General features: G+C 64.8%; 20 protein-coding genes. 7 read left to right on the plus strand and 13 right to left on the minus strand.

Annotated features, from left to right (window positions below):
- Positions 1-16: 16 nt before the first annotated feature.
- From LOC56_RS05090 to LOC56_RS05105, 4 genes are all read right to left on the minus strand, one after another.
- Positions 17-646: a TetR/AcrR family transcriptional regulator gene (locus tag LOC56_RS05090; protein WP_229951077.1), complete on the minus strand. Its 630-nt coding sequence runs from the start codon at positions 644-646 to the stop codon at positions 17-19.
- A gap of 357 nt (positions 647-1,003) precedes the next feature.
- Positions 1,004-1,819 carry a DUF1295 domain-containing protein gene (locus tag LOC56_RS05095; RefSeq protein WP_229951079.1) on the minus strand — a complete coding sequence of 272 codons (816 nt, stop codon included), beginning with the start codon at positions 1,817-1,819 and terminating at the stop codon, positions 1,004-1,006.
- A gap of 41 nt (positions 1,820-1,860) precedes the next feature.
- Positions 1,861-2,550 (minus strand): response regulator, encoded by a 690-nt coding sequence (locus LOC56_RS05100; RefSeq protein WP_229951080.1) that lies wholly within the window; start codon positions 2,548-2,550, stop codon positions 1,861-1,863.
- Positions 2,543-3,823 carry a sensor histidine kinase gene (locus LOC56_RS05105; RefSeq protein WP_229951081.1) on the minus strand — a complete coding sequence of 427 codons (1,281 nt, stop codon included), beginning with the start codon at positions 3,821-3,823 and terminating at the stop codon, positions 2,543-2,545. Before LOC56_RS05105 ends, LOC56_RS05100 begins: the two co-directional genes overlap by 8 nt.
- A 132-nt stretch (positions 3,824-3,955) precedes the next feature.
- Between LOC56_RS05105 and LOC56_RS05110 the strand changes: the two genes are divergently transcribed.
- Complete coding sequence (locus LOC56_RS05110; RefSeq protein WP_229951082.1) at positions 3,956-4,483, plus strand: GNAT family N-acetyltransferase; 528 nt, start codon at positions 3,956-3,958, stop codon at positions 4,481-4,483.
- Positions 4,484-4,500: 17 nt separating this feature from the next.
- On the opposite strand, the gene LOC56_RS05115 is transcribed toward LOC56_RS05110, so the two are convergent.
- Both LOC56_RS05115 and LOC56_RS05120 read right to left on the minus strand, forming a co-directional pair.
- Positions 4,501-6,045 carry a sensor histidine kinase gene (locus LOC56_RS05115; RefSeq protein ID WP_229951083.1) on the minus strand — a complete coding sequence of 515 codons (1,545 nt, stop codon included), beginning with the start codon at positions 6,043-6,045 and terminating at the stop codon, positions 4,501-4,503.
- Positions 6,042-6,791 (minus strand): response regulator transcription factor, encoded by a 750-nt coding sequence (locus tag LOC56_RS05120; RefSeq protein ID WP_229951085.1) that lies wholly within the window; start codon positions 6,789-6,791, stop codon positions 6,042-6,044. Before LOC56_RS05120 ends, LOC56_RS05115 begins: the two co-directional genes overlap by 4 nt.
- 236 nt (positions 6,792-7,027) lie before the next feature.
- Between LOC56_RS05120 and LOC56_RS05125 the strand changes: the two genes are divergently transcribed.
- The 4 genes from LOC56_RS05125 to LOC56_RS05140 all read left to right on the plus strand — a co-directional run bounded on the left by LOC56_RS05125 (position 7,028) and on the right by LOC56_RS05140 (position 11,611).
- Entirely contained in the window at positions 7,028-7,867 is an 840-nt protein-coding gene (locus LOC56_RS05125) for a formate/nitrite transporter family protein (protein WP_229951087.1), read from the plus strand.
- Between the two features lie 294 nt (positions 7,868-8,161).
- A complete protein-coding gene (locus tag LOC56_RS05130; RefSeq protein ID WP_229951088.1) occupies positions 8,162-8,674 on the plus strand; it encodes a CarD family transcriptional regulator in 513 nt (170 codons plus the stop codon).
- Positions 8,675-9,216: 542 nt separating this feature from the next.
- The gene (locus LOC56_RS05135; RefSeq protein ID WP_229951090.1) at positions 9,217-10,578 is read left to right on the plus strand and encodes a hemolysin family protein; all 1,362 of its coding nucleotides are present in this window, start codon (positions 9,217-9,219) and stop codon (positions 10,576-10,578) included.
- Positions 10,571-11,611: a hemolysin family protein gene (locus tag LOC56_RS05140; protein ID WP_229951092.1), complete on the plus strand. Its 1,041-nt coding sequence runs from the start codon at positions 10,571-10,573 to the stop codon at positions 11,609-11,611. Before LOC56_RS05135 ends, LOC56_RS05140 begins: the two co-directional genes overlap by 8 nt.
- 3 nt (positions 11,612-11,614) lie before the next feature.
- Here LOC56_RS05140 and LOC56_RS05145 read toward each other — a convergent pair whose 3' ends face one another.
- From LOC56_RS05145 to LOC56_RS05160, 4 genes are all read right to left on the minus strand, one after another.
- The gene (locus LOC56_RS05145; protein WP_229951094.1) at positions 11,615-12,214 is read right to left on the minus strand and encodes a J-domain-containing protein; all 600 of its coding nucleotides are present in this window, start codon (positions 12,212-12,214) and stop codon (positions 11,615-11,617) included.
- Positions 12,215-12,324: 110 nt separating this feature from the next.
- The gene (locus LOC56_RS05150; RefSeq protein ID WP_229951096.1) at positions 12,325-12,900 is read right to left on the minus strand and encodes a hypothetical protein; all 576 of its coding nucleotides are present in this window, start codon (positions 12,898-12,900) and stop codon (positions 12,325-12,327) included.
- A 16-nt stretch (positions 12,901-12,916) separates the two neighbouring features.
- Positions 12,917-14,062 carry a zinc-dependent alcohol dehydrogenase gene (locus tag LOC56_RS05155; RefSeq protein WP_229951098.1) on the minus strand — a complete coding sequence of 382 codons (1,146 nt, stop codon included), beginning with the start codon at positions 14,060-14,062 and terminating at the stop codon, positions 12,917-12,919.
- 52 nt (positions 14,063-14,114) lie between these two features.
- Positions 14,115-15,665 (minus strand): ATP-binding protein, encoded by a 1,551-nt coding sequence (locus LOC56_RS05160; protein ID WP_229951100.1) that lies wholly within the window; start codon positions 15,663-15,665, stop codon positions 14,115-14,117.
- 367 nt (positions 15,666-16,032) lie between these two features.
- Between LOC56_RS05160 and LOC56_RS05165 the strand changes: the two genes are divergently transcribed.
- Both LOC56_RS05165 and LOC56_RS05170 read left to right on the plus strand, forming a co-directional pair.
- Positions 16,033-16,983, plus strand: a complete 951-nt coding sequence (locus LOC56_RS05165) for a lantibiotic dehydratase C-terminal domain-containing protein (RefSeq protein ID WP_229951102.1) — start codon at positions 16,033-16,035, stop codon at positions 16,981-16,983.
- Between the two features lie 92 nt (positions 16,984-17,075).
- The gene (locus LOC56_RS05170; RefSeq protein WP_229951104.1) at positions 17,076-17,807 is read left to right on the plus strand and encodes a GAF and ANTAR domain-containing protein; all 732 of its coding nucleotides are present in this window, start codon (positions 17,076-17,078) and stop codon (positions 17,805-17,807) included.
- 19 nt (positions 17,808-17,826) lie between these two features.
- On the opposite strand, the gene LOC56_RS05175 is transcribed toward LOC56_RS05170, so the two are convergent.
- The 3 genes from LOC56_RS05175 to pstS form a co-directional block, all read right to left on the minus strand.
- A complete protein-coding gene (locus tag LOC56_RS05175; protein ID WP_229951106.1) occupies positions 17,827-19,305 on the minus strand; it encodes a mannitol dehydrogenase family protein in 1,479 nt (492 codons plus the stop codon).
- Between the two features lie 71 nt (positions 19,306-19,376).
- Positions 19,377-19,577, minus strand: a complete 201-nt coding sequence (locus LOC56_RS05180) for a hypothetical protein (protein ID WP_227920152.1) — start codon at positions 19,575-19,577, stop codon at positions 19,377-19,379.
- Between the two features lie 126 nt (positions 19,578-19,703).
- Complete coding sequence (gene pstS / locus LOC56_RS05185; protein WP_229951107.1) at positions 19,704-20,819, minus strand: phosphate ABC transporter substrate-binding protein PstS; 1,116 nt, start codon at positions 20,817-20,819, stop codon at positions 19,704-19,706.
- Positions 20,820-21,039: the final 220 nt, after the last annotated feature.

Raw genomic sequence — 21,039 nt, forward strand, 5'->3', positions numbered from 1 at the left:
GCTGCGCGGCGAAGGGCTAGGTCTCCGGGAGGCCGTCCCGCGGCCACCAGCACGGGAGCAGGTAACGCAGCGAGGCCAGCCGGGCTTCGACGTCGTCGTCCTCACTGACCACCCACTGTTCGAACCAGGAGGCATAGGCGCCGCCCAGGAAGGCCGCAGTCGCGTCCAGGTCCAGGGCCGCCGGCGGCGCGTTGTGCGCCCGCCAGACATGCAGTGCCAGAAGAATCCGCACGTTTAGCTGGTCGGCGAGGATCCCGAGGAAGGTCTCGGTGTGAAAAAGGGCCCGGTAAACCCGCTGTTCTGCCTTGGTGTGCTGCAGGATCTGCCGGATGGACTCGACGTACAGGTCCCCGATCTCCGCGATTGTCCGGCCGGTGCCGCGTTGGTCCAGTTCAACTGTGCCAAGCCGGTCCACAACGCCTGCGTATACCGAGCCGGCGAACTCGAAAATGTTCCGGTGGTGTCCGTAGAAGGTGGTGCGGTGCACCCCGGCCTGCCGGCAGAGTGCAGCCACGCTGATCTCCGCGAGTTCGTGATCCCGAAGCAGCTCCCACAGTCCCGCCTCGAGCGCATCCCGGGTGCGCGTTATCCGCGGCTCATCCGACGGTGAGTGCCGATGCGGCTTTGGGCGGTGCAGTCCGGGCATGGGACCAATCTTCTCAGATACACGGAAGGGCCCCGCCGAAGCGAAGCCCTTCCGTGCCGCGGCGCTGGGGGACGCCGCAAGCTTTTAGTTGTAGCCGGCCTAGTGGTTCGTCAGGAACAGCACCGGTTCGTTTCTATCCTGCCCTATTCAACACCTGTAGAAGAACTTCCCAGCCCCGAAACCGTCGAATGTGACTGACGAGACAGCTGCCGGCGCGGGTTGAGGCCCGGCGACCCGCTCCGCCGCACAGGATCCCACCAAGTGGTGCTGATGTGAACACCGGGACAACAGGAGGCAACACCGGCCCCACCCAATGGGACGCTGTGCGCGGATCGGTACCCCGCCGTGCCTTCCCGCCTAGCGGGCGTGCTTTGAACCCAGCCGCGGGGGAAGGGGAACGAGCGGGGAGGTCCGGCGCCGGTACCCCGCGTAGTCCGGGTAGCGTGCCAGGGAAATGCTCTCGGTGAAGGCGGTGGACCCGGCGAAGAGCAGAGTCAGGAGGACCGGGCCCGCCAGCGTCCAATGCAGCCACTGCCCCGACGCGGTGACGGCGAAACCGTAGAAGAGCCACCATTGAAGCTGTTCAAAGAAGAAGTTCGGATGGCGCGAGTATCGGAACAACCCCGTCCGGAGGAAGTCGGCCGGCGGAATCCGTCCGGCGGTCCGCAGGGCCTTTTTCCACTGCTGGAAGTTCCACTGCTGCTGGTCCGCCAGGGTCTCCCCGGCCAGTGCGGCCAGAAACAGGACCGCCAGCAGCCAGTCCCAGCCCGTAAGTGCTCCCGGGTGTTGATAGACGGTCAGCACGGGCAGGGTCATCATCCAGACGACGAGGTTCTGGTAGACGCTGATGAACAGCAGGTTGAAGGCCTGGAACTGCCACGGCTTCAGCCGTCGGCGCAGGATCCCCCACCGGTAGTCCTCACCGCCCGGGGCGTACCCGCCCTTGCGGGCAAAATTGAACGTCAGCCGGACGCCCCACAGCGTAACCAGGACCGCCATCAGCGTTACCCTGTGGTCGCCGTCGGACGCAACGGCAAAAACCCACAGATAAGCCAGCGGAACTACGGACCAGATGCGGTCCGTCCAGGAGTATTCCCGGGTGAGCAGTGAGAGCACCCAGGTTCCGGCGCAGGCGGCGGTGAATATCTCGAAACAAACGCGAACCGGGTCCATCCTCGGAGGATACGGTCGGTTTCCTGTCTGCGGGAGCCCTCTTAGCCCAGCAGCCGGTGCTCATACGCGAAGGCCACCATCGAAATCCGCGTAGCCAAACCCAACCGGTCCTGGATACGGCGGATATGCGTCTTGACCGTGGCCTCTGAAAGGAACACGCTGCCCGCAATGTCCGCATTGCTGAGCCCCTTGGCCACGAGCAGGAACACGTCCTTTTCCCGCGCGGTCAGCTCGGCGATGGCCGCCGTGTCGGGTTCCGCCGGATCCGCGCTGCGGGTGAGGTGCGCAAAGAGGTCATGGGCCGAGCCGGGGGCCACCACGGAATAGCCCGCATAGACGGTCCGGATGGCAGAAAGCAGGAATTCCGGTTCGGCGCTCTTGAGCAGGTAGCCGCTGGCGCCGGCGCGGACGGCTTCCACTACGGCCTGGTCCCGGTTGAAGGTGGTCAGGGCAATCACCTTCGGCCGTTCCCGTCCGGCTTCGTCCGCTGCTGCCATGATGCGGCGGGTGGCTGTGATGCCGTCTACCACGGGCATGCGCAGGTCCATCAGCATGATGTCCGGGCACGCGGCTTCCGCCAGTTCCACGGCTTCCATCCCGTTGCCGGCGCTGCCGCAGTAGGCCAGGTCCTGCTGCGAGCGGATCAGCATCTGGATACCGGTCCGGAACAGCGGCTGGTCGTCCACCAACGCCACAGTGATGGCTGCGGCACCGGCGGCAGTCTCACTCATCTGCGCCAACCAGCTCGGCGGCATAAATCTCCGCGCCCGGAGCACTCAGTGCCAGGCCGTAGGGAAGGAACGCGGTTACCCGGAAGCTGTCCCCGTCCGGACCGGCCGTCAGCCATCCCCCCGCAAGGTGGGCCCGCTCCCGCATGCCGGGGATGCCCCGGCCCGTGCCAGCCGTCGTGATTGCTCCGGTGTCCGGTTTTCCGGGTCGATCCGCGGAGGAGGCTATCTGCAGCGAAAGCCCGGGACCGCTCCAATCCAGATGCACGGTTACCCGGGTGCCGGTCCCGCCGTGGCGCAGGGCATTGGTCAAGGACTCCTGGACAATCCGGAAGACGGCCATCTGCTGGCCCTCCGGAAGTTCCACCGGGGTTCCGGATTCGGTGCGCTCCACGAGCAGGCTGCTGCCCTGCTGCTCCAGCAGTTCCTCAATATCCTCCAGCCTCGGCTGTGGGAGAGCGGACCCGCCGTCGCCCACCCCCTCGATCACGCGCTGGGCATCCTTCAGGGCGCGGCGGGCAGACGAAGCTATGTTCTCCAGCGCGTCAAGCACGGGCTGCGGCTGATCCTTGCCCAGATACCGGGAGCCGTCCGCCTGGGCCGCGATCACGGCCAGCGAGTGGGCCAGGACATCGTGCAGGTCGCGGGAAATCCGGGTGCGCTCCTGTTCCACGATCAGGTCCACTTCGGTGGCCTTCAGCGTGTCCACGGCCGCCGTCCGTTCCGCCGACAGGGTGCGGCGCTCCTCCCAGCCCCGAAGTGCGTAGCCGGCCAGCCACCCAGCGGTCAGGATAACCAGCAAGAAAGAGGAATACAGTATCCAGAAATCCCGCATTGTGTGCCACGAGGCACCGTAAACCGGCAGCCAGCCGACACCTCCCGAGTAGCTTCTGTTCAGCATCAGGTAGGACATGGTGGCGGCAAGGAAAGGCGCGGTGGCAATTCCAGCCACCTGCTGCCACTTGTCTCCCGAGAACGCGGCAAAAAAGAGAACGACGGCGGAGCCCAGGTAAATGGGCCAGGTACTGGGTTCCAATGGCGGCACCGCGCGGAGCAGCTGTGCACCCATTACGGCAGCGGGAATGAGCATTGCAGCATAGGCAAACCTTGAGGCAAGCCCTATGGCCAAGGTGAAGGCAAGCAGCGGGAACACGCCGGACCAGGTTAAGAAGTCTCCGCCCATCCGGCCTGCCTCGCCGATAATCCAGAGCACCATAAATACTGCGGCTGCCGCCGGGGCGCCCCAGATACGCGTGTAATTCAGGAATTGAGTCATGGCCCCGAAGCTATCCCGCCCCCAACCGACTTTCGGATGAAACGGCAGTCTTTCATCCCCGGGGCTGGTAATCCTGCCCATTTGGTTGATTTCCGATAAACCCGCCAAATTAAACGGCCGTACAATTCCCCCATGACGACCCTGATTACCCCCGATGTCCGTTTCCGGAACAGTTGGCTGGCCGCCGCCGAAGAATTCAACGGCGAATCGATGGACGGTTCCGGTGTGTACGGCGATACCTCGAAAGAGCGCATTCGCACGGAAATTGCCGGGGACTTTCCCGGATTCGTTTCCGGGCTGGTTAAGGAGCGGCTGCCGGACACGCCGCGACAGGACGGTTTTGTCCCCTGCACCTATCTCTGGCTCGTGGAGGGCGAGGAGTTTCTCGGTTCGCTTGCCATCCGGCACACCCTGAATGATTTCCTGTTCGAGCAGGGTGGCCACATTGGCTACAGCGTCCGGCCCTCCGCACGCCGGCAGGGACATGCCACACGCGCGCTTCAGGACGCCCTGCCGGTGGCCCGGGAGCTGGGCATTACACGGGTGCTGGTTACCTGCACCGAAAACAACACAAGTTCACGCGCCGTTATCGAGAAAAACGGGGGCGTTTATGAGGACAGCCGGGACGGCACCCGCCGGTACTGGATCGACCCGGCCTAGGGGCTGCGCGGGTTGGTTCAGCCCGCTACCGCGCCAGCCAGCGGCAGCACCACGGTGAAGCTGGTGCGGCCGGGTTTACTCTCGGCCTCGATGGTCCCGCCGTTGGCCGTAACGAGGGCATAAACAATGGCCAAGCCGAGCCCCGCGTTGCTCGTATTCCCCGTCCGGGCGGAATCGGCCTTGCTGAACCGGGAGAACAATGAATCGATAAAGTCCGGATCAATCCCCTGGCCGTCGTCCGTCACCGTCAAGGTGGCCCAGGCTGCTCCCGCCTGCAGTCCGATCTCTACCCGGGTCCCCCGAGGCGTGTGCTTGTGGGCATTGGAAAGCAGGTTAATGAGCACCTGCCGCAGCTCGGACTCGACGGCGGACACCACTACCGGTTCACCGGGCAGCATCAGCGTCCACTGGTACTCCGGGGCGGAGACCTGCGCATCGCTGACTGACTCCACGATCAGTTCGGTGAGGTCGACGTCGGCCCGCTCGCCCCGCTGGCCCTCATCCAGCCTCGCCAGCAGCAACAGGTCTTCAACCAGCGCGGACATGCGCTTGGACTCGCTGTCCACCCGTTCCAACGCGGCACGGCCCGGTGGGCTGACCTGTTCGCTGAGCAGGACCAGCTCCGTGTACCCGCGGATAGAGGTAAGCGGCGTGCGCAGCTCGTGGCTGGCGTCGGCAACGAACCGCCGCACCTTCGTTTCGCTGGCCTGCCGGGCGCGCAGGGCGTTCGTGACGTGATCGATCATGCCGTTCAGGGCCAGCCCCACCGTTCCGACTTCGGACCCGGGGCGGGCCGCCGCAGGAGGCACACGGACGGGAATCTCCACTTCCCCGGAGGCCAGCGGCAGCTTGGAAACAGAGGTCGCGACGGCGGCGAGTTCGTCCAGCGGGCGCAGCGAGCGGCGGATGATCACCGTGCCGGCAAACCCGGTGACAAGCAGGCCGGCCAGGGACAGGACAACCATGGTCAGATCAAGCGAGGCCAGGGTGCTCTCCCGCTGCGACGTTGAAAGCCCGGTGACCAGCATTTGGTCGCCTGCCCCGGGCGGGCCGGGGAACGCATCCAGCCGGTAATGCCCGCGGGACAGGTTCATGCCCTGGGGGCCGCGGGCCGGATCCATTCCCGCCAGCAGGTCCAGGTCCGCCCCGTTCAGGGAAACGGCGGTGCCGTCCTCAAGCACAAGCGTGGATCGGCGGGCAACGCCGTCCTCGAAGAAGGCATTCAGGGAGCCCGGGCGTTGGCCGGACTGGTAGTCGCTGCCGTCCCCTCGTTCCCCGGCTCCGCTGTCCGTCCCGGCGGCTCCCGCGGCCGGCTCCTTTTGGGGTGACTGATACTCTCCCGCAGGCGGACCGGGACGGAACCCGGCTCTGGCCGCAGCACGTTCCAAGCCGTCGTCGAGCACTCCGGTGAGATACCGGTCCATAGCCACGTGGCTGAAAATGCCCAACGCCGCGCAGGTCACTGTCAGGAGCGCCAGCGTAGCGAGTATGAGCTTGGTGCGCAGCGGATGGCTGCGTATCTGCGATCGACCGGCAGCCGGACGGTTATCCGCGTGGATCACGGGGCCGCCGGTTTAAGCACGTAGCCGGCGCCCCGAACCGTGTGGATCATGGGGGGGCGTCCAATGTCGATCTTCTTGCGCAGGTAGGAAATGTACAGCTCGACAATGTTCGCCTGGCCGCCGAAATCGTAGTTCCAGACATTCGTCAGGATCTGCGCTTTACTCAGCACCCGCCTCGGGTTTTCCATGAGGTACCGCAGCAGCTCCCACTGGGTGTTCGTGAGGACAATATCTTCCCCGCCCCTGCTGACCTCGCGGGTTTCGAGGTTCATCACCAGATCGCCGACCACCAGTTCGTCCGAGCCCGACGCCGCGGCCCCGGAACGCTGCACCAGCCGGTGCAGGCGGAGCATCAGTTCCTCCATGCTGAACGGTTTGGTCACATAGTCATCCCCGCCGGCGGCCAGCCCTGAGATACGGTCTTCCACCGCATCCTTGGCGGTAAGGAACAAGGCGGGAACCTGCGGAAGGAAGGCCCTGATCTTCTGCAGGGCCGCCAGCCCGTTGACCCCGGGCATCATTACGTCCAGCACCAGGACGTCAGGCCGGAATTCGCGGGCAGCGGAGACCGCACCGAGTCCGTCACCGGCAGTAACGACGTTCCAGCCCAGCATCCGCAGACCCATACTCACGAGCTCTGCGAGGCTGGTCTCGTCATCCACCACCAGTGCCCGGATCGGACTGCCGTCGGGGTGTGCGAGGCGCGGAAGATTGCCCGTGGGCGATTGGGTCGAAACGTGCGCCATGTATGCGTCCTTTGGCTCGGTGCCGTGGCTGGGTCCAGCGTAAACGCAAAGTTCCCTTTTGCGTCCCCGTATTTTCACTGCTGTTTCCGCCCTGCGCCTGGACTGTGCCACGTTTGCCGGAAGGAGTGCGGATACCGGCGCGCGGGACTTTGGGATAGGGAATTGAACGCACCGCGGCCGCTTTATGGTTTAAGGGCACCGCATCCAGAAAGATCCAGCCGCACCGGAAGGACGCCATGAGCGAGGAACGCCGCAGCGAAATCGGAGAGTCCTCAGCACCGGTGGAGGACGAACTTAAGGAATCCTTCGACAACACGGTGACGGAAGGTGCAGAACGACTGCACCGCACCTTCCGGACCATCCTGGTGACCGGCGTGTTCGGCGGCATGGAGGTCGGCCTGGGCGTTATGGCCTATCTCGCCGTGATGCATGAAACCGGAGACCACCTCCTGGCGGGCGTCGCGTTCAGTGTTGGCCTGATCGCCCTCTTCCTGGCGCACAGCGAGCTGTTCACCGAGAACTTCCTCATGCCGGTTGCCGCCGTTGCTGCCAAGGAAGGCAGCATAAGACTGCTGGCCAAGCTCTGGGGCGGAACCCTGCTGGCCAATCTGGCCGGCGGTTGGATCTTCATGTGGATAGTGATGCAGGCCTTTCCGCAGTGGGCACCCACAGTGGCAACATCGGCGTCGCACTTTACCGAGGCGCCCTTCTCGCTCCAGACCGTGGCGCTGGCGGTCCTGGGCGGCAGCACCATCACCCTGATGAGCCGCATGCAGCAGGGAACCACCTCGGATCCGGCAAAGATCGTGGCAACTGTCATCGGCGGTTTCCTGCTCGCCGGGCTCCAGCTTTTCCACTCAATCCTGGACTCACTGCTGATCTTCGGCGCCATCATCTCCGGAGCGGAAATCACCTACCTCGAATGGCTGGGCTGGTTCGGCTACACCCTGCTGTTCAATATGCTCGGCGGCCTGGTGCTGGTCACGGCACTGCGGCTGGTGCGCACCAAGGAACTGGTGGCGCAGCGGCGCAGGGAGGCGCCCGGTGACCCCGATGCTTCCCGGGGGAAGGCCTGAGCACGGGGCGCTGTGCGGCGGAACCTAAGCACTGCCGGCGGCCCCGAAAAGATGGCACTTGCGCAGGGAGGATAAGCTGACGGGACAGCGTGGGGACCGCGAGCCGGACAGTCAACGACTAATCCGTCAACCTTTCAGCAAGATCCGCACCTCCCGCCTGGAAATTGACTCCTTCTCTATTGCCCGCCCGCCCGGCCGTCGCCCTTCACCGGTGACCGGCCTGGACAGGTCCAGCGGTCTCGGGAGCCCGCTTCCGAAGCAAGCTCGGAACCATTTGAACAGAGGGACGTCATTTTGAATTTCACCGTCGGGCAGACCCTGGTGTACCCGCACCACGGCGCAGTCACCGTTACCGATATTTCCCCCATGACCATCAAGGGGGTGGAACGGGAAACCCTGACCTTCCGCGTCCACGCCACTGAATTGACGATCAAGCTTCCGGCGGACAACGCCGAAGACGTTGGAGTGCGCTCCGTCATTGATGACGCCGGCGTAGAGGCCGTCTTTGCGGTGCTGCGAGGACCGGTGGGGATGGAACCGGACAACTGGTCCCGCCGGTTCAAGGCCAACGAAGGCAAGATGTCCACGGGCGAACTGCGCCTGATCGCAGAAGTTGTCCGCGATCTGTGGTGCCGCGAGCGGACCCATCCGCTGTCCACCGGGGAGAAGCGGATGCTGCTGAAGGCCCGGCAGCTGCTCGTCTCCGAACTTGCCCTTGCCAGGTCCTCGTCGGCGGAGGACGCCGGCGACCTGCTCGATTCCGTCCTGATGGAAACGATTGTGGAACCGGAGCTGGCGACCAGCTAGCTCCGGCTGTCACTTCCCGTGCGTCTGCATGCCACGGCCGGCGTGCAGACGTGCGGGAAGGCAGCGGTAACTGCTCGTTTTGGATCAGGGCGGGCCGGCGTTGTATCAAGGAGAGTAGGACGGTTTTCCGCTTCCCGCGGGGGCCTTCCGCTGCGGATCAAGAGAACTTCGAGGGCCTTGATGCGAGGGCCCGGAAAGGCGCCCGTGAACTTTCCCTGCACCTGCTTTTGCCAGCCCGTGCCCGGCACCGGCCGGCTGGGGATTGAGATTTATGACCCGTTCTGCCTGGTGCGCCAGCACCGGGTGGCGGCCTCCACCAACCATGAGCCCAACTACAGGCAGGGCAGCTGGTAGGCAGTTTGGCATGGTCTCTGACCACAACCCGAATAGAACCTTGGAACAGCAAACAGGTCCATCCTGTAATATTCCTTGGACTATGGATGACCCTCCCTCACATAAACCCTTGCCCCTCCCCGTCCTAACCGACCTGCAGACTGTGCCCACTCCGGCTGCACCGGCTATCGCGAGAGAGGGGCAGCCCCATGTATGAATGGCTCATGGTCGGCGTAGGTTTGCTCCTCACCGTCGGCACCGGACTGTTTGTCGCCTCCGAATTTGCGCTCGTCAATCTGGACCGCGGGGACCTCGAGTCACGCCGCGACAAGGGCGAGAAACGCCTCAATCCCACGATCAACGCGCTGAAGATCACCTCGACGCATCTTTCCAGCGCCCAGCTGGGTATCACGCTGACCACCCTGCTGACCGGGTACACCTTTGAGCCTGCGATTAGTTCGCTGCTGCGCTCCCCGCTCACGGCGCTGGGCCTGCCGGAAGGACTGGTGCCGGGGATCGGCGCCGTCGCCGGCATTTTCCTCGCCACAATCTTCTCGATGATCATCGGCGAACTGGTACCGAAGAACTTTGCCCTGGCCCTCCCCCTGGCCACCGCCAAGCTGGTGGTGCCCTTCCAGACCGTCTTCACCACGGTGTTCAAGCCCGTAATCCTGTTGTTCAACAACACTGCCAATGCGATCATCCGCTCCTTCGGCATCGAGCCCAAGGAAGAACTCTCCGGTGCCCGCAGCGCGGAAGAGCTCAGCTCGCTGGTCCGGCGTTCGGCGCTGGAAGGCGTCCTGGACCTGGACCACGCCGTGCTCCTGAACCGCACCCTGCGCTTTGCCGAGCACTCCGCGGCGGACGTTATGACCCCCCGGGTCCGCATGCGGACGGTCCACGAGTCCGACACTGCCGAACAGGTGGTCGCCGTTGCCACGGCAACCGGCTATTCCCGCTTCCCCGTGATCGGACGCGACTCGGACGACGTCCTGGGCGTGCTGCACCTCAAGCAGGCCTTCGCCGTCCCCCTGGCCGCACGGACTTCCGTCACTGCCGGGGAACTGATGGTGGAACCGCTGCATGTACCCGAGTCCATGGGCGTTGACACGCTGCTGGGACTGCTGCGGGCCCAGGGCCTGCAGGTCGCGATCGTTTCCGACGAGCACGGCGGCACGGCCGGCATCGTCACCCTCGAAGACCTCGTGGAGGAAATCGTCGGCGAACTCGAGGACGAACACGACCGCGCGCGCGTCGGCGTCGTCCGCACGGGCCGCGCCATTACGTTCGACGCCTCGCTGCGGCCGGACGAACTCCTGGACCGCACCGGCGTCGAGGTTCCCGACGGCGAGGAATATGACACCATCGCCGGCTTTGTCACCGATGTGCTGGACCGGTTGCCGGAACTGGGCGACGAAGTGGAAATCGAGGGTGGCACGCTCCGCGTCGAGCGGGTGGTCCGAAACCACATAGAACGCCTGCGCTTCACCCCGTCGGGCTCACTGGAGACCCCGGTGAGCGCCCATGACCGCATTGTCGACTCGCTGACCAAGGACCTGACCCATGAGTGAATACCTGCCCGGAATCATCTGGCTCGTAGTGCTGCTGGTGGTCAACGCGTTCTTCGTCGGTGCGGAATTCGCCGTTATCTCGGCCCGTCGGTCGCAGATTGAGCCCAAGGCCGAAGCCGGCAGCAAGGCCGCAAAAACCACCCTGTGGGCCATGGAGCACGCCACGCTGATGCTGGCGACCAGCCAGCTTGGCATCACTGTCTGCTCCCTGGTCATCCTGAATGTCTCGGAACCGGCCATCCACCACCTGCTGGAGATTCCGCTGGGGCTGACTCCGCTGTCCGCAGACGCCATCGGCATTATCGCGTTTGTGGTGGCGCTGCTGCTGGTGACGTTCCTGCACGTGGTGGTGGGCGAAATGGTGCCGAAAAACATCTCGTTCTCCGTGCCCACCCGCGCTGCCCTGCTGCTGGCTCCTCCCCTGGTGATGGTGTCCCGCATTGTCCGTCCGATCATCTGGACGCTGAACGGCATTGCGAACGGCGTCCTGCGCCTTTTCAAGGTTGAGCCCAAGGATGAAGCCACCAGCGCCTACACCTTGGACGAGGTGGCCAACATCGTGGAGCAGTCCACGCGTGACGGGGTACTCTCGGACAGCAGCGGCACCCTGACGGCCGCGTTCGAGTTCACGGCGAAGACCGTGGCCGACGTCGAGGTTCCGATCAGCCAGATGGTGCTGCTGCCCGAGACCGCAACCCCCGCGGACCTGCAGCAGGCCGTGGACGTCCACGGTTACTCGCGGTACATCCTCACCAACGACGACGGCGACCCCGACGGCTACCTTCACCTGAAGGACGTTATGGACCTCACCACGCCGGACGAGTTCGCCGCATCGGTACCGGCCAAGCGGATCCGCCGGCTGGCGTCCACTTACCGGGGCAGCGAGCTGGAGGACGCCCTGGCCACCATGCGCCGAACCGGGGCCCACGTGGCCCGGGTCTTTGACGCCAAGGGCAACACCACGGGCGTCTTGTTCCTCGAAGACATCATCGAAGAACTCGTGGGCGAAGTCCACGACGCCACCACCGTCTAGCGCCTAGCGCCTAGCGAAGAGTTTCCACCAAGGCCGCCGCTGCTCCGGTTCCGGAGCGGCGGCGGCTTCTGTTTCTGCTGCCGCCGCCTTCCGTTCCCGCCACCGCTGCAGTTCCTGCTCGACGTCGCGGGTGCGCGTGACAACGGGCGGACCGCCTTCAAGCTGGCGGCGCGCATCGATGACCCGCGCATTGAAATCCTCAACGATCTCCCGAACCTGCTTTTCGGTCCACCGCGTATCCAGCCGGGCGTCCAGTTCCGCGTCTTCCGTACGGAGCAGAATGGCTCTGGGCCCTAGTCCAGTCACGTTCTCGCGCTGCATCAGCCCCTTGATCCACCAGTCCGGATCATGGCCGTCGCCCAGGTTCGGAATAGGTTTTCCGGCGTACTTCAGGTTGTCGAAGTCCCCTCGCGCCATGGCATCCCGGACCAGGTAATCTGCCTTGGCGGCGTCGTCGACCGTCCGGCGCTTGTGCCGCAGCCCTTCTTCGGCCTCCGCACGCTCCAGGTCTTCATCGTCCAGCCCTCCGCCGGACGCCGCGGCCCGCAGCCGCGCGGCCCGTTCCATCCTGCGCCGGTACTCCTCAACACCCCTGCCGTCCATATGTCCCGCCGCCTAAGCTGTCCCGTTTAGTGTTTCAACCGGTTCGGACCTCTTCGGTATTCCTACTAAGGACAAACGGCAAACGCGACAAAAGCGTGCCCGTTTCCGGATTACTTCCGCAGCCGGCGCACGACGGTGCCGACGGCGGTAGCCGCCCCCGCGCCGGCCAGCAGCCATGGGCCGCCGACGAGGATCGGGTCGATCCACTGGTGGTTGACGTCCGCCCGCTTCCGGCCCACCCGGGATGAGAAGCCGTGGCGGGTGAATTCGCTCAGCACGCCGGTCTCCGTGATCGGATTGTCCGGATGCAGGGTCGCGAAGGAAGCCAGATGGCTCTCCACCGCGTCCACCCTGTCCGCGGCGAGCAGGATCAGCCAGTGCGCGGCCCGGGCTTCGCTGAACCGGCGGTAGGCGTACCGGCGCATCACGCCGGACAGTCCCTTGGGCGGGCAGGAGGTGCCGAACACCGGGGTGAGGAACTTGTGCTCGATGGACCGCTCCCGCGGATACTTTTCCTCCTGGCGCTCCGGGAATTCCCAGTGGGCACCGCTGAGGGTCGGGTCAAACTGCAGCTTGGGCACCGCAGGACGGTCCCGGGGATCAAGGTCGGCACCCCAGCCCGGGATCCGCGCGCGCAGTTCCTCGCTGGTGGGAGTCAGGGCCGGCTTTTGAGGCGTATAGGCCATTGCGGGGTCCTTCCTTTCAGGAACCGGGGATGATGACGGGCTTGATGCAGTTATCCAGCTTCGCGGAGAACATGTGATAGCCCTCGGCAATGTGTTCCAGCGGAATCCGGTGCGTGATGATCTCGCTGGGCTTGAGGTAGCCGGCCTTGATGTGCTCGAACAAGCGCGGCCACTGCCGCTTCATCGGAGTCTGGTTCATGTTCAGTGTCAGGCCCTTGTTCATGGCGTCACCGAACTTCACGGCACTGAAAACGGGGCCGTACGCGCCCATCACGGAAATGGTGCCGGCCTTGCGTACCGAGTCGATGGCCCAGTTGAGTGCCACGGGTGAGCCGCCCTGCAGTTTGAGCTTGGTGGCGGTGACGTGCTGCAGGAAACTGCCGTCAGCCTCGGCACCCACTGCGTCGATCGCGACGTCGGCCCCCAAGTGGTCGGTGATTTTCTTCATCTGAACCACAATGTCGTCGTACTCGGTGAAGTTGTAGGTCTCGGCGTGGGCGAAGGTCCGCGCCTTTTCCAGCCGGTAGTCCAGATGGTCAATGACGATGACCCGGCCGGCACCCATCAACCAGGCTGACTTGGCGGCATACAGCCCCACCGGGCCGGCGCCGAAGACAATCACGGTGTCGCCCTCCACAATGTCCCCCAGCTGGGCGCCGAAGTAGCCCGTGGCCAGCGCATCGGTGCACATCAGGGCGTCTTCTTCATCCAGCCAGTCGGGGATGATGGAGGGTCCGACGTCGGCAAACGGGACCCGGACGAACTCCGCCTGGCCGCCGTCGTAACCGCCGGTGGTGTGCGAATAGCCGTAGAGGCTGCCCACGGCGGTGGCGTTGGGGTTGACGTTGTGGCAGTTCGAGTAGAGTCCCCGTGCGCAGAAATAGCAGGACCCGCAGTAGATGTTGGCCGGAACCATCACCCGGTCGCCCACATTGAGGTTCTGCACGGACGATCCGACTTCCTCAACCACTCCGATGAACTCATGGCCGAAGGTGTGCCCGATCCGGGTGTCGGGCATCAGCCCGTGGTAAAGGTGCAGGTCGGACCCGCAGATGGCCGCCCGGGTGACCCGGACGATGGCATCGTTGGGATGCTCGATCGGCGGCATGTCCTTTTCTTCAACCCTTACCTTGTAGGGCCCTCGGTACACCATCGCTCGCACTGGACAGTCTCCTCGTCTGAAGCCGGATCTGGCCCCTTAACAATAAGCAGACTTAGTAACTTTGCAACCCTGACCCCGGTCCAGCCGCCGGAAGCTTCACAGTGAAAACGGTTCCCCGCCCCGCCTCGCTGCTGAAGTCGATGCTCCCCCCGTGCTCTTCCACAATCCTGCGGGTGATCACCAGGCCCAACCCGGCCCCGGGGATGGCTGCGGTGAGAACCTGGCCGGACCTGAAGAACTTGTTGAAGACCTGTTCCTGCTCCGCCGGCGTCATCCCGATCCCGGTGTCGGCGACCTCAATCAGCACGGTTTCATCCTGCCGCCGCGCCTTTATCTGCACCGTTCCGCCGCCGGGTGAATACTTGACGGCGTTGGACACCAGGTTCTCCAGCACCTGCCGGATCCGGCCTTCGTCGACCACGGCCCGCAGTCCTGCCGCCAGCTCAACGCCGATTTCCACCCCGTTGATCCGAGCGTGGGGGCGGAAGGAATCGGCGGCGGCTGTGACAGTGGAAGCCAGATCCACTTCCTGAAGTTCCATTGCGCCGCTGTCGGATACCACGGACAGCAGGTCGGAAACCAGCTGCAGCAACCGCTCGGAGTTCCTGACCGCTGCCTGCAGGGCCGATTCGACCGTGCCGGGCAACTGTCCTTCTTCTTCCAGGGCCATATCCAGGTAACCGAGGATGGATGTCAGGGGCGTGCGCAGCTCGTGGGACACATTGCCCACAAATTCACCCTGTGCCGCCAGCGCGCGCACCAGCTGGGTGACGTCGCTGAACGCCAGGACCGAACACTTGAAGTCCCCGCCGTCGCGGACCGGCCGTGCACACACACTGACCGCCATCTTGCCCTCGCCGGTGCCGATCCACATGATCTGCTGGGAAAAGGATTCACCGGACACGGCGCGGCGGATGGGGAGCAGCTCGTCCGGAAGCGGCGTGATCCGGTCGGGGCCGTAAACAGACCACGCTCCGGAGTTGAAGTCGCTCAGGTCCTCGGCCCCTAATATGGCCCTGCTGGCCTCCATATGGGCGTTCGCGAGGATCTCCCGGCCTTCGTCATCCACCACAAGCACGCCCACGTCCACCGTGTCCAGGATGGTCTTCAACAGTGATTCCCGCTCCCTGGCCGCACGCTCGGCAGCGCCGCGTGCGGCTTCTGCGGCTTCTGCCTGCTGGAGCGCGTCAACCAGGTCGCGTTCATACCTGCGCCTTCCGGGCATGGGGAAGACCGTGATCAGGTCCACGGTGCGGCCGCGGGAGGCAGTCCGGACCGCGGAAATGTGGGCCGGCAGCCTGCTGTTACCGGATACGTTGAAATCGACACTGAGATTCGCTGTTGGTTCGGCAGTGAGTGCCGCGCTCCAGCGTTGGTATTCCAGCAGGTCCTCGGGTGAAAGCAGATCGGAAAAAACGGTGCCTGCCAGTGCACTTCGGTTCCTGCCGGTCCAAGCCGCGAAGGTGGAGTTCGATTCCAGGATGACGCCTTGCCCGGAAACCAGAACGTAGCCCGACGGGGAACGATGGAAAAGAGTCGACCAGTCCGGAATGGACGTCCGTCGGCGTCCGATGCGGGGAATGCGGCGGGAAAACATGGGCATGCCGGACCTTTTGGAAGAACAAATTACTCAGGGACAATTTCCCGGGACGCGCATTCGTCGAATATTCGATTGAGGCTTGTGCCCGGCCAAACAATTTATCAGCATGCTTGTTTGATTCGTAATATGACGGCATTTCTCCATTTCCGGTCCCTGCCGGCATGGCTGTGGGTGCCCTCGGCTGTGCGTGCGCAAGCAGGAGATATTACTACTAATCGAGCGCTTCGGGATGGGTTCCGTCCGTCTTCGCAGCGAGGAACCTCGGGTGGTGGACACGGCCGCTGGATTGGGAAAGACTTCCATCCCGGGACACGCTGAATTGGGTGTTCCGGTGGGGTGGTCCAGCACGACCAGCACCGAAAGGATGGCCATGACTGAGCCAGCCGCAGTCCGCACTCCCTCCCGCCCCTCCCCCCACCTCACGTGGTGGAACCTGACTGTTGATGCCGGTGGTTTTGAACTGGCCGATCGGATCATCGGTGAACTTGTAACCCCCCTTGTTGCGCAGGCGAGGCTTTGCGGAACCAAGCGATGGTTCTATACCCGCCGCATGCAGCCGTCCAATGCGCAGGTCCGGCTTCGGGTACTTGCCCCCGCGGAAACCCTGGACCGGCTGCAGTCCCTGCTGGGGGCACTGCAGGAGCAGTCCGGGGATCCGGTGCGAAGTCTTGCGGTGGAGCATGAATTCAGCGAGCCGGTGCTGGACCGGACCATCGGCACGGACCCGCTGCTGCCGTCGGTCGAAGCGGATCTGGCCCGCTACGGCGGTGTTGACGGGCTGGCCTTGGCGGAGGAGGTCTTCGAGCTTTCCTCCGACCTCTGCCTCTGGGCAACCGCGCGGTTTGCGAAGGCGCAGAACCGGTCGGCGCTGGCATCCCTGCTTCTCTTCGATTCGGCCTACGCCATGATGAAGGGACCGCGTGCGTCCACGTGGCCGGACCGCCGTCGGGTCTCCTGGGAGTACTACTGGGACAGCCATCTCCACAGCTGCACGGCGTCCGATCCGCGGGCTGCCGGAGTGCAGAAGGCCACAGGCGCGCAGGCCCAGGCCCAGTTGATGCCGGTGCACAGGCTGATGATGGCCACAGCGTCCGAACCCGCCGTCACGAACTGGCGCCGGCGCTGGCTGCGGACCATTGACACCTACCTCTACCGGGCGGACAAGGCCGGAGCCAGCCGCAGCGCCCAGCACCTCACCGTCTACCAGGCGCACGGCCTGTTGAACCGGCTGGGATTCACGCTTCGCCAGGAGGCACTGATCGGGGTCTATGCGCGCACGTGGAGCCGGGAGAAGGAAGTGGAGTTGGCGGAGGCCACCTAGGCGTGAGGCTCGGCAACGGGGACGGGCGCGGCTGCGGGGACGGGCGCGGCTGCGGGGACGGGCGCGGCTGCGCGCGACGATAGAATCAGCGTATGAGCCTAACCGCGGACCAGCACTCCGTCGCCGCTGAATTGCAGCGGCTTATCCTGCAGACCGAGTCAGTGGAGTTCTTCCTTGAGGGCTTCGCCACGCGTGCCGCTAAGCTTTTCAGCAGCGATGCCGAAGTCCTGGCCGGAGTGACCCTGCTTCGGAACAAGCAGGGCACCACTGTGGCCAGCAGCAGCGAGGCGGCGCGGGCGCTGGATGAAGTCCAGTACGGCTTTGGAGACGGACCGTGCCTGCGGGCCTCGCGGACGGGGCGGACAGTCATGGTGGAAGATGTGCGCACCGACCCCCGGTGGCCGGAATATACGGACGCCATCCGGGACCGCGGTTTCTATTCCATCCTCGGGGTCCCGCTTATCCTTGGGAACGACGGCGGCGCCGGGCTCAACCTGTATGCCCGGGACGCGGGTCACTTCACGCCGCACATCGTCCGGTCAGCCGAAACGTTCGCCGCAGAGGCGGCCGTCACCCTGCAATTGGCCGTCCAGATCGCCCGGCACAAGAGCACAGCCGATCATCTCCGCGCAGCCATGGAAGCCCGGACGACCATCGACGTTGCGGTCGGGATCATCATGGCTCAGAACAAATGCGGTCAGCAGGAGGCCTTCCAGATCCTGAGCGGTGCCTCCAGCAACCGGAACCTGAAACTCCGCGGCCTCGCCGAACAAGTGGTGAAGTCCGTAACGTCGCAGGCCGTGGAGACCCACTTCATCGACTAAGGTGTGCCTCCGGGACGCTTCAGGCTTCGTCCACCAGCGCGGCGACGGCAGCCCGGGCACCGCTGCGGTGCAGGGTTCCGAGGGCGGACAGGTAGTCCTGCGCAAACCTTGCATCGGAGGACAGATCCGCGAAGAAGTGCTGCTGCGAAATAAAAGCCAGCGGATCCTCCCGGTTCCGCTCCGCCGCTGCCATCACTTCATCACGACGGTTATCAACCACCCGGATCGGTTCACCTGCCTCGTCCACACCCTCGGCGTAGCGTGCCCACGAGGCAATGATTGCAGCGGAACGAGAGATTTCGCCGCCCGCGGCCACATTCTCCCGGACCACCGGAACCAGCCATTTCGGAATCCGGTCCGAGCTCTCGGCGCACAGGCGCGCGAGGGTGTCCCGGACGTGTTCATTGCCGAAGCGCTGCAGCAGCCTCAGCTTGTAGGCGCCCAGATCGACGCCGGGGACAGGGAGCAGGGTGGGGGTTGCTTCCCGGTCCATGTAGTCCAGGAGGAACTGCGCCATCTGAGGGTCCCGCACGGCCTCGTGCACGTAGCGGTAGCCCGAGAGATAGCCCAGGTAGGCCAGGGCCTGATGACCGCAGTTCAGCAGACGGAGTTTCATGTGTTCGTACGGTTGAACGTCCGCCGTCATGTTCACACCGGCGTCCTCCCACGGCGGCCTGCCCTGCGGGAACGCATCCTCCAGCGCCCACTGCTCGAAGTCCTCGGCCACCACCGGCCATGCATCCTCGACTCCGAATTCATCGGCCAGCAGCGTGCGGTCGGCGTCGGTGGTCGCCGGAGTGATCCGGTCCACCATCGAGGAGGGGAAGGAAACAGCCTCCTGCACCCAATCCCCCAGCTCCGGGTCCCGCAGCCGCGCGAACTCCCCGAAGGCCTTTCGGGCCACCTCGCCGTTGCCGGGGACGTTGTCGCAGGACATCACGGTGAACGGTTCCAGCCCCCGTTCCCGCCGGCGCCGCAATGCCTCGATGACGAGCCCGAAGACGCTCGACGGCACCGCCCCCGGTTGCAGGTCCGCCGCGACGCCGGCGTTTCCGGCGTCGAATTCCCCCGTGGTGTCACTGATGTTGTACCCGCCCTCGGTGATGGTCAGGGAGACGATACGGGTGGCCGGGGCTGCCATTTTTTCAATGACCGCTTCGGGATTTTCGGGGGCGAACAGGTACTCGGCAATCGAGCCGATCACACGGGCTTCCAGGGCACCGTCGGGGTGCTTCAGGACCAGCGTGTAAAGGCAGTCCTGGCCGTCCATCACGGTTTTCATCGCGGCATCGGAGGGGAGCACACCCACGCCGCAGATGGCCCAGTCCAGGGCCTTGCCCTCGTTCATCAACCGGTCAAGGTACATCGCCTGGTGTGCCCGGTGGAATCCCCCGACACCGAAATGCACGATGCCGGTACGCAGACGAGAGCGGTCATAGCCGGGCCGGGCAATGGACTGCGGAAGATGGGGAAGGGACTCGTCACTGAGCTTGGTCATAACGCCACCTTAGGCCGGGGTGCGCCAATCTAGCAGATTGGCTCAGGCCCTCCCATAGAAGCCTGAGCGCCCTACTCGACGGCCTGGGCGTCCAGTTCGATGAAGGCCCAGTCCGGCTCGGCGAGGATCGGGTCCATGACGGGACCGCCGGCCTCGGCAATCCGGTCCTGGACCTTGGGCGGCAGGCCGTCCTGGCGGAGATTGTGCCTCAACCAGTCCTTGGCCGAACCATCGAGGTAAGGCCACCAGCGTTCGATTCGGATAGGTTCCACAGCAGCCCCCTTCAGCGTTGCGTAAATCCACGGTGACACCGGCACTGAGGGGGCGCAAGAGGGCAACCAAAGAGCAGCAGGGGAAGCTGCGGTGCTACCGGCAGGTAGCACCGCAGGCTCGTGGAACTAGTCGCGGACTGTGATGGATTCCAGCGCCTCGCGGGCCTCTTCGGCCAGCGATTCGGGGATCGGGGCACTCTTCGCTGCCTCCGCAGATGCCTGCTGTCCCTCCTCGCTGACCACATACTGGCCAAAGGTCCGCACACGCTCGACGAGGTCGGCGTCGTCATAGGAACTGCAGTAGATCTGGTAGGACACCAGCACCAGCGGGTAGGCCCCCGGCGCCGTCGTCCGCCGGTCCAGTTGGAGCGCAATATCGTGTTCCCCGCGTCCGGGGACGCGCTTGGACTGTTCGACGGCGGTGCTCGCCGCTTCCGCGCTGATCGGCACGAATTCGGTCCCGACCAGCAGGTTCGCGGTGCCCATGGAATCGTCGATCACCGAGTCGTCGGCGTAGGTGAGGGCTCCCTCGGTGCGTGTCACGGTGCTGACGACGCCGGAGCTTCCCTGTGCGTTCTCGCCCTGCAGCCCTCCCGGCCAGGTTCCGGACGGTGCATCCGGCCAGGCATCGGGGGCGACTTCGTGCAGGTATTCGGTGAAGTTCTCCGTGGTGCCGGAGTCATCCGCCCGGCTGACGGGAGTGATCCGGGTTTCGGGCAGCTGGACGCCCGGGTTGAGGGCGGCGATGGCCGGATCGTTCCAGGACTGAATCTCGCCGCGGAACATCCGGGCAATGGTGACGGCGTCCAGGTTCAGCGATTCGATGCCGGGGAGGTTGAACGCCACGGCAATCGGGGAAATGTAGGCAGGAATGTCCAGTGCACCTTCCGGCCCGCAGACAGCCTTGGCGTCTGCCATTTCCTCTTCCTGCAGATAGGCGTCGGAACCGGCGAAGTTCACGGCACCGGCCAGCAGTGCGCTGCGACCGGCGCCGGAGCCGTCCGGGGAGTACTGAAGCTGGACCTTGGGATGCAGCGTCCCGAAACCGGCAATCCACGAATCCATTGCAGGGCCCTGGGCGCTCGATCCGGCGCCGGAGAGCACTCCGCTGAGGTTGGAGGTGCTGTTCTCGGCTGCCTCGCGCTGGGCGTCGCCGAGGGGATAGTCGGATCCGCAGGCGGTGAGGGCAAGCGTTGCCAGCACCACCGTGGCCAGGGAACGGGCGGGGCGGATTGGGCGCAAAGGGTGTCCTTCCAAAGAAGCGGCTACGGCGTCCAACGCCGGGGAGGCAGATCCTAAAAGCTGCCCTTTCAAGGCTAGCGGGCAATCGGTCCCGCCTGCCAACCGAAAACCGACTTCCCCCTTGAGGAGTTCCGGGGCCTGCTGCCAGCATTGGCGGCACTGCGGAGAGTGCTGCTGCGGACAAAACTGCTGCGGCGCGGCTGCGCCGCCGCCCCGCATG

This window comes from Arthrobacter sp. zg-Y179 (assembly GCF_020907345.1).
In the GTDB taxonomy this organism is placed as follows: Bacteria; Actinomycetota; Actinomycetes; order Actinomycetales; family Micrococcaceae; genus Arthrobacter_B; species Arthrobacter_B jinronghuae.

What these genes read in the sequence shown, in the direction of transcription:
- LOC56_RS05090 (WP_229951077.1), bottom strand. Translation starts at nt 646, where the DNA reads ATGCCCGGACTGCACCGCCCAAAGCCGCATCGGCACTCACCGTCGGAT.
- LOC56_RS05095 (WP_229951079.1), bottom strand. Translation starts at nt 1,819, where the DNA reads ATGGACCCGGTTCGCGTTTGTTTCGAGATATTCACCGCCGCCTGCGCC.
- LOC56_RS05100 (WP_229951080.1), bottom strand. Translation starts at nt 2,550, where the DNA reads ATGAGTGAGACTGCCGCCGGTGCCGCAGCCATCACTGTGGCGTTGGTG.
- LOC56_RS05105 (WP_229951081.1), bottom strand. Translation starts at nt 3,823, where the DNA reads ATGACTCAATTCCTGAATTACACGCGTATCTGGGGCGCCCCGGCGGCA.
- LOC56_RS05110 (WP_229951082.1), top strand. Translation starts at nt 3,956, where the DNA reads ATGACGACCCTGATTACCCCCGATGTCCGTTTCCGGAACAGTTGGCTG.
- LOC56_RS05120 (WP_229951085.1), bottom strand. Translation starts at nt 6,791, where the DNA reads ATGGCGCACGTTTCGACCCAATCGCCCACGGGCAATCTTCCGCGCCTC.
- LOC56_RS05125 (WP_229951087.1), top strand. Translation starts at nt 7,028, where the DNA reads ATGAGCGAGGAACGCCGCAGCGAAATCGGAGAGTCCTCAGCACCGGTG.
- LOC56_RS05135 (WP_229951090.1), top strand. Translation starts at nt 9,217, where the DNA reads ATGTATGAATGGCTCATGGTCGGCGTAGGTTTGCTCCTCACCGTCGGC.
- LOC56_RS05140 (WP_229951092.1), top strand. Translation starts at nt 10,571, where the DNA reads ATGAGTGAATACCTGCCCGGAATCATCTGGCTCGTAGTGCTGCTGGTG.
- LOC56_RS05145 (WP_229951094.1), bottom strand. Translation starts at nt 12,214, where the DNA reads ATGGACGGCAGGGGTGTTGAGGAGTACCGGCGCAGGATGGAACGGGCC.
- LOC56_RS05150 (WP_229951096.1), bottom strand. Translation starts at nt 12,900, where the DNA reads ATGGCCTATACGCCTCAAAAGCCGGCCCTGACTCCCACCAGCGAGGAA.
- LOC56_RS05160 (WP_229951100.1), bottom strand. Translation starts at nt 15,665, where the DNA reads ATGCCCATGTTTTCCCGCCGCATTCCCCGCATCGGACGCCGACGGACG.
- LOC56_RS05165 (WP_229951102.1), top strand. Translation starts at nt 16,033, where the DNA reads ATGACTGAGCCAGCCGCAGTCCGCACTCCCTCCCGCCCCTCCCCCCAC.
- LOC56_RS05170 (WP_229951104.1), top strand. Translation starts at nt 17,076, where the DNA reads ATGAGCCTAACCGCGGACCAGCACTCCGTCGCCGCTGAATTGCAGCGG.
- LOC56_RS05175 (WP_229951106.1), bottom strand. Translation starts at nt 19,305, where the DNA reads ATGACCAAGCTCAGTGACGAGTCCCTTCCCCATCTTCCGCAGTCCATT.